This window comes from Mycobacteroides sp. H001 (genome assembly GCF_001440005.1).
In the GTDB taxonomy this organism is placed as follows: Bacteria; Actinomycetota; Actinomycetes; order Mycobacteriales; family Mycobacteriaceae; genus Mycobacterium; species Mycobacterium gwanakae.
On the sequence record NZ_LJYH01000007.1, the window covers coordinates 1 to 948 of the forward strand.

General features: G+C 62.7%; 1 pseudogene. It reads left to right on the forward strand.

Annotation, left to right across the window (positions count from 1 at the left end):
• Positions 1-50 precede the first annotated feature (50 nt).
• Positions 51-948 (forward strand): annotated as a pseudogene (locus AOT83_RS26525) (IS5 family transposase).

The following is a 948-nucleotide window of genomic DNA, read 5'->3' on the forward strand; positions in this document are numbered from 1 at the left end:
CTAGGGCGTGTCTGACAAATGTTTCGGGTGTTTCGGCTGAGACTTAGGCCATGTCACGGTTCCAGCTGCTCACCGATGCTCAATGGTCGTTGATTGAAGAGCTTCTTCCTGTTCGGACAGGTAAGAAGGGCAGGCCTTTTCGGGATGCCCGCCAGATGCTCGAGGGGATCATCTACCGGTACCGGTGCGGCATCGCCTGGCGCGACGTTCCCGAGGCGTTTGGGCCGTGGCAGACGATCTGGACCTGGCATCGAAGGATGAGCGCAGAGGGCACCTGGGATGCGGTGTTGGCGCGGTTGCTGGCTGCCGCCGACGAAGCCGGGATCATCGATTGGTCGGTGTCGGTGGATTCCACGATCGCCCGTGCTCATCAACATGCCACGAACATCACCCGTGACACAGGGGGCTGGGTCGAATTACACAAATCTGGCCAGCGAGCCGCCTGACCACGGCATTGGCCGCTCCCGCGGCGGACTGACCAGCAAGATCCATCACCTCGTCGACGGCCACGGACGACCGTTGGTCGTGCTCGTGGGCGCTGGCCAAGCCAACGACGGACCGGTTCTGGAGCATTTGCTCGCCCACCTGAAAGTCGAGCGCTGCGGTCGGGGGCGGCCACGCACGCGGCCTGATCGCCTGCGTGGCGACAAGGCCTATTCCAGCCGAGCGACTCGACAGCGGCTGCGACGACGAGGGATCGTCGCAGTCATTCCCGAACCGTCCGATCAGATCGGCCACCGCAAACGTCGTGGCACCCAAGGCGGGCGACCACCAGCCTTCGATGCCGAAGACTACAAGGGCCGCAACGTCATCGAACGCAACTTCAACGTCGTCAAGCAATGGCGCGGTCTGGCCACCCGCTACGACAAACTCGCCATCGTTTACCGCGGCGGAGCAGTCCTAAGGGCCATCACACTTTGGCTACCGCATTTATCAGACACGGCCTAG